General features: G+C 61.2%; 6 protein-coding genes and 1 pseudogene. 2 read left to right on the forward strand and 5 right to left on the reverse strand.

What is annotated here, in order from left to right; translation table 11 throughout:
* Nucleotides 1–9 precede the first annotated feature (9 nt).
* Nucleotides 10–297 (reverse strand): annotated as a pseudogene (locus QOC89_RS06145) (proline--tRNA ligase); the annotation flags it as partial.
* Between the two features lie 383 nt (nucleotides 298–680).
* Between QOC89_RS06145 and QOC89_RS06150 the strand changes: the two are divergent.
* The gene (locus tag QOC89_RS06150; protein WP_323044213.1) at nucleotides 681–1,424 is read left to right on the forward strand and encodes an RNA pyrophosphohydrolase; all 744 of its coding nucleotides are present in this window, start codon (nucleotides 681–683) and stop codon (nucleotides 1,422–1,424) included.
* Nucleotides 1,425–1,501: 77 nt separating this feature from the next.
* Nucleotides 1,502–2,053 carry a CNP1-like family protein gene (locus QOC89_RS06155; RefSeq protein ID WP_323044214.1) on the forward strand — a complete coding sequence of 184 codons (552 nt, stop codon included), beginning with the start codon at nucleotides 1,502–1,504 and terminating at the stop codon, nucleotides 2,051–2,053.
* 124 nt (nucleotides 2,054–2,177) lie between these two features.
* Here QOC89_RS06155 and proB read toward each other — a convergent pair whose 3' ends face one another.
* The 4 genes from proB to rplU all read right to left on the reverse strand — a co-directional run bounded on the left by proB (nucleotide 2,178) and on the right by rplU (nucleotide 5,326).
* Nucleotides 2,178–3,296 carry a glutamate 5-kinase gene (proB, locus tag QOC89_RS06160; RefSeq protein ID WP_323044215.1) on the reverse strand — a complete coding sequence of 373 codons (1,119 nt, stop codon included), beginning with the start codon at nucleotides 3,294–3,296 and terminating at the stop codon, nucleotides 2,178–2,180.
* A 73-nt stretch (nucleotides 3,297–3,369) separates the two neighbouring features.
* Nucleotides 3,370–4,488: an Obg family GTPase CgtA gene (gene cgtA, locus QOC89_RS06165; protein ID WP_323044216.1), complete on the reverse strand. Its 1,119-nt coding sequence runs from the start codon at nucleotides 4,486–4,488 to the stop codon at nucleotides 3,370–3,372.
* Between the two features lie 238 nt (nucleotides 4,489–4,726).
* The gene (gene rpmA / locus QOC89_RS06170) at nucleotides 4,727–4,990 is read right to left on the reverse strand and encodes a 50S ribosomal protein L27 (protein WP_007180330.1); all 264 of its coding nucleotides are present in this window, start codon (nucleotides 4,988–4,990) and stop codon (nucleotides 4,727–4,729) included.
* A gap of 24 nt (nucleotides 4,991–5,014) precedes the next feature.
* Complete coding sequence (rplU, locus tag QOC89_RS06175) at nucleotides 5,015–5,326, reverse strand: 50S ribosomal protein L21 (protein ID WP_007180329.1); 312 nt, start codon at nucleotides 5,324–5,326, stop codon at nucleotides 5,015–5,017.
* Between the last annotated feature and the right edge of the window lie 261 nt (nucleotides 5,327–5,587).

Consider the following 5,587-nt stretch of genomic DNA (forward strand, 5'->3'; position numbering starts at 1 on the left):
GCGGTCCTAGAAGCGCAACAGCTCGGGACCGTACTTTTCCCAGCGGCCCGACTCCTGCCACAGTTCGGCCGGCTGCACCGACGGCATCAACAACTCGATCCCGCCCGCCCGGTTCATTTCTTCGCGCACGATGGCTTCCACCTTGCGGATCGAACGCAGGCCGATCGGCAGGTAGTTATAGATGCCGCCGGCGACGCGGCGGATCATGCCGGCGCGCACCATGAGCTGGTGGCTGACGATCTCGGCGTCGGCGGGCGCTTCTTTCAGGGTGCCGATAAAGAAACGGGAAGCTTTCATTCAGATTTTCCAAAAGCGGCGGCTCCGGAGGGACCGCCCGAAAGGTGAAAACGGTAGGGAAATCGACACAGACCCGGTTTGGAGCCGGCATGGATTCGCCGGACACCTGGGCCCGAGCCAGCCTGGATCCAGCCAAGGCCTTGACCAGGCCCCGGCAAACGCCCTGCACATACCAGGCAAACCCCAGCAAAACTGACCCGATCGGGCCGCTGAAGCCACCGCGCAAAGCCTCTGCAGCAAGGAGTAAGGCACGGAAAGACTGACAGGCTACCGCAAACGCGAGGCCTTTTGCGGCGAATCGTTCCAATCTGGTGCGAATCGGTGCGTCGGGTCCGTTATCTGTTTATAATCAAAGCAATTTTAAAGGATTCGAAGGTGGTTGTATGCTGGATCGTGAAGGCTTTCGCCCGAACGTCGGCATCATCCTCTTGAACGCGCGCACCGCAGTGTTTTGGGGTAAGCGGCTGCGTGAACATTCCTGGCAGTTTCCGCAAGGGGGCATCAAGTACGGAGAGACCCCCGTGCAAGCGATGTATCGGGAGTTACACGAAGAAACCGGGCTGCTTCCTGAGCACGTCAAGGTAATTGGTCGCACGCGCGACTGGTTGCGTTACGAGGTGCCTGACAAGTTCATCAAGCGTGAAGTACGCGGTCACTACCGCGGCCAGAAACAAATCTGGTTTCTACTCCGGATGGTGGGACGCGATTGTGACATCTGCTTACGCGCCACCGACCACCCTGAGTTCGATGCGTGGCGCTGGAACGAGTACTGGGTACCCCTCGACTGTGTGATCGAGTTCAAGCGGGATGTGTATCAGTTGGCGCTGACGGAGCTATCCCGTTTCATGCGCCGGGCTGTGCCGCGTGCGGAAAAACCTGGCGGGCACCACGGGCCGCGTTATCCCCGGATAGCGTCGTCAATGGAAGGTCCGCCGGATTCGACGATGGTGACGGTCACCACCTCGGTGACCACACTCAGCATCGAAACGTCGATTCACACGACGCTCGCGTCCGATTGCGGTCCGGGCTCCGGGTCGGTAGCCGAGGTTGGCTCCCGGTCGGAGCACGAAGACGAATCGGATCGCGAAACCGCCGGCTCGCTGTTCCGCCCTGGCGTACGCAATTAACAACTCTGCGCGGCTTTCCACGCCGCCTCCCTCTGGCGCGGTTCAATGAGCCGCGCCAGTGTTTCGAGGAAACCATATTGAAAGCACTTGCTCTCGTCGTGGCGTGCGTCGCCACCGGCGCCCTGCTGGCTGGTTGCGCCAGCAAACCCACCAATAAAGACGACAGCGGGTTTGCCTACCTGCTGGACCGGCCGAGCAATTGGGTGGAAAACAAGGTGGACACGCTGCCGCCGCTGCCGCAAGAGTCGAATCTGCTGCCTTTCGAGGTCTCGGGCAACACGCCGCTGCAATTCTCGATCGACAAAACGTCGCTGACCGTCGGCAGCGACGGCGTGGTGCGCTACGTTGTCGTCGTAACGAGCCCAAGCGGCGCGCGCAACGTGAACTATGAAGGGATTCGCTGCGACACCTATGAATGGCGTCAGTACGCGGGGCTGAATGCCGATCACGACGGCTGGGATCAAACCGTCGCCAACGATTTCAGGCGCATCGAGAATGGCGCGTTGAACGCGTATCAGGCAACGCTGTATCAGGATTACATGTGTGCGAACAAGATGCCCACGGGCAACGCAAAGCAGATTGTCGAGAACATCCGCTACAAGCGCACGCAGACCTCGCTGATTCACTAAGGCAGTTTTCCCGCACACACGTGCTGCGTGTGTCGGACCTGGAAGCCGCCGCAGACATAAAAAAAGCCGCTCCAGCTCACGCTGGAACGGCTTTTTTGTCTGTCGTGCAGGTATTGTTCCGCAGTCAGACCAGCACGAGATTGTCGCGGTGGATCACCTCGGGCTCCAGCATGTAGCCGAGCACCGATTCAATCTCGCCGCTCGGACGCCGCTGGATCAGCTTGGTTTCCGCGCTGCTGTAGTTCGTCAGCCCGCGCGCAACTTCGCGTCCTGACGCACTCAGGCAAGCGATCACTTCGCCGCGCGCAAACGCGCCCTGCACACCGACAATGCCGATCGGCAGCAAGCTCTTGCCACCTTCGGTCAGCTTTTCGACCGCGCCGTCGTCGATCACCACGTGGCCGCGCACCTGCAGATGATCGGCCATCCATTGCTTGCGCGCCGCCATACGTGCAGTACGCGCGATCAACTGCGTGCCGAGCGCCTCGCCCGAGGCCAGCCGAGACAGCACATCCGCTTCACGCCCGCTCGCGATCACCGTATTGGCGCCGCTGTGCGCTGCGCGTTTGGCGGCAAGAATCTTGGTCAGCATGCCGCCGCGGCCGAGGCTCGAACCCGCGCCGCCCGCCATTGCTTCGAGCTCCGGCGCACCGGCATCGGCCTGCTGGACGAGCGTTGCGTTCGGGTCCTTGCGCGGGTCGGCGGTAAACAGCCCTTGCTGATCGGTGAGGATCACGAGCGCATCGCCTTCGATCAGATTCGCGACCAAGGCTCCCAGCGTGTCGTTGTCGCCGAACTTGATTTCGTCGGTAACGACCGTGTCGTTCTCATTGATGATCGGCACGACGCCCAGACGCAGCAGCGTCAGCAACGTGGAACGAGCGTTCAGATAGCGTTCACGGTCGGCGAGGTCGGCGTGAGTCAGCAGAATCTGCGCGGTCTGGATCGAATGCTCGGCGAAGCGGCTCTCGTAGACCTGTGCGAGACCCATTTGGCCGACAGCTGCGGCTGCCTGCAATTCGTCGATTTCGCGCGGCCGTTTGGTCCAGCCGAGCCGCTGCATTCCTTCGGCAATAGCGCCCGAACTGACCAGTACCACCTCCTTGCCTTGCGCGCGCAGTGCGGCAATCTGCGCAGCCCAGCGGCCGATCGCAGCATGATCAAGGCCGCGCCCGTCATTCGTGACGAGGCTCGAGCCGACTTTCACTACCAATCGCCGTGAATCTGCGATGACGGAACGCATTGTGCGCGGTCTCCCAAGATGACGCGTGTTGCATGCCGGCAGCCCTTTGAGGCGCCGGCGCTCAGGCTTGCTCTTACTGTGGGTCGACGCTGGAGTCGTCCGAAGGAGCCGGCGCTTGGGGTTTCTCGCGGAAACGCACGTCAGCGGCAAGATCTTCGGCTTCGGCCGCGCGTTGCGCGTCTGAATGTGCTGCAATGTGGTCGAACACCGCGTAGCAAAGATTCTCGCAACCCTGGCCGGTCAGCGCCGAGATTTCGAACACCGGACCTTCCCAGCCAAAGCCCTCAAGGAATGCCGACACACGCGCTTCGCGCTCGTCTTCCGGCACCATGTCGAGCTTGTTCAGCACGAGCCAGCGGGGCTTCTCATACAGCAATTCGTCGTACTTGCGCAGTTCGTTGACGATTGCCTTGGCTTCCGCGACGGGATCGACGGCTTCGTCGAACGGTGCGAGGTCGACAATGTGCAGCAGCAAGCCGGTGCGCTGCAGATGACGCAGAAACTGGTGACCAAGACCCGCGCCTTCCGCCGCGCCTTCGATCAGGCCGGGAATGTCGGCGATCACGAAGCTGCGGCTCGGCCCGACACGCACCACGCCGAGATTCGGCGCGAGCGTGGTGAACGGATAATCCGCAATCTTCGGCCGCGCGTTCGACACCGACGAAATAAAAGTCGACTTGCCGGCGTTCGGCATGCCCAGCAAACCGACGTCGGCCAGCACCTTCAGTTCGAGGCGCACCATGCGGCGCTCGCCGGGCTTGCCGTCGGTTTTCTGACGCGGCGCGCGGTTCGTACTGGATTTGAAATGCAGGTTACCAAGGCCGCCCGCGCCGCCTTGCGCGATCTGCACGCTCTGGTTGTGCTCGGTCAAATCGGCGATCAGCTCGCCGGTTTCCATATCGGTAATAGTCGTGCCGACCGGCATGCGCAGCGTGATATCGTCGCCGCCCTTGCCGTAGCAGTCCGCGCCGCGGCCATTTTCGCCGTTGCGCGCCAAATGTTTTTTCGCGTAGCGGTAGTCGATCAGCGTATTGATGTTGCGGTCTGCAACCGCGATCACGCTGCCGCCCCGCCCGCCGTCGCCGCCATCCGGGCCGCCGAACGGAACGAACTTCTCGCGGCGCATCGACGCGCTGCCATCCCCTCCGTCGCCGGCGATGACTTCAATCCTCGCTTCGTCAATGAACTTCATGCGTAACTCCGTCCCGTGGTGTACTGCTAGATGGTGCTGCTGGGTTGATGCTATCCGATGCCGCTATTTTGCCGCGCCCGCCGTGCGGTGAGCAATCAGCCGAACGGCTAGCCTTGCCGGCGTGGCCATTCGATCCGCCGGATCGCCAATTTCACCTGGCAAAAGACGCTGCAATAAAAAAAGCCCCGCTAACTTCGCGGGGCCTTCTTCCGGTCCTGAAGCCCGTGCCTGATTAAACTCAGACTGCTGCCGGGACGACGTTGACCATGTGCTTCTTCGCTGCGCCCTTCGTCGAGAAATTGACGTGGCCGTCCGTCAGCGCGAACAAGGTGTGATCCTTGCCGATACCGACGTTTTCGCCCGGGTGCATGCGCGTGCCACGTTGGCGAACGATGATGCCGCCAGCGTTGATGGCCTGACCGCCGTAAACCTTGACGCCGAGACGCTTCGATTCAGAGTCGCGGCCGTTCCGGGACGATCCGCCTGCCTTTTTGTGTGCCATTTGATTTGCTCCTTAACCGTGCGCTTACGCGTTGATCGCGTCGATGCGCAGTTCGGTATAGTTCTGGCGGTGGCCGCCATGCTTCTGGTAGTGCTTCCGGCGACGCATCTTGAAGATGGTCACTTTTGCGTGACGACCTTGCGACACGACGGTAGCCTTGACGGAAGCCCCACTGACCAGCGGCGTACCGAACTTAATCGATTCGCCTTCGCCTACTGCGAGAACCTGGTCGAGCGTGATTTCAGCGTCAATGTCTGCCGGTATCTGTTCTACTTTAAGTTTTTCGCCGACGGCAACTTTATACTGCTTGCCACCGGTTTTTATGACCGCGTACATTGAGAACCTCACTCTGTGTTCATTTTTCCCACGCACCGCGCGCGGAAACCCGTGATTATACATAGAGTTAGCTGCTCGGTCAAAACTCATTCAGAGCGGCCCTGCGTTCCGCCCGCGTGACGCGCAGCCCAGCGCCTGGCGGTGTCCACGAGCGCGCCGCGCGGCAGTCCGCGACCCGGAACAACCGCGATTCGCCTTATAATTCGCGGCACTACCCAATTCAGCCATCATGTCGTCGACTGCCACCACCTCCTCCAACGC

Source organism: Paraburkholderia sp. (assembly GCF_034668105.1).
GTDB lineage: Bacteria > Pseudomonadota > Gammaproteobacteria > Burkholderiales > Burkholderiaceae > Paraburkholderia.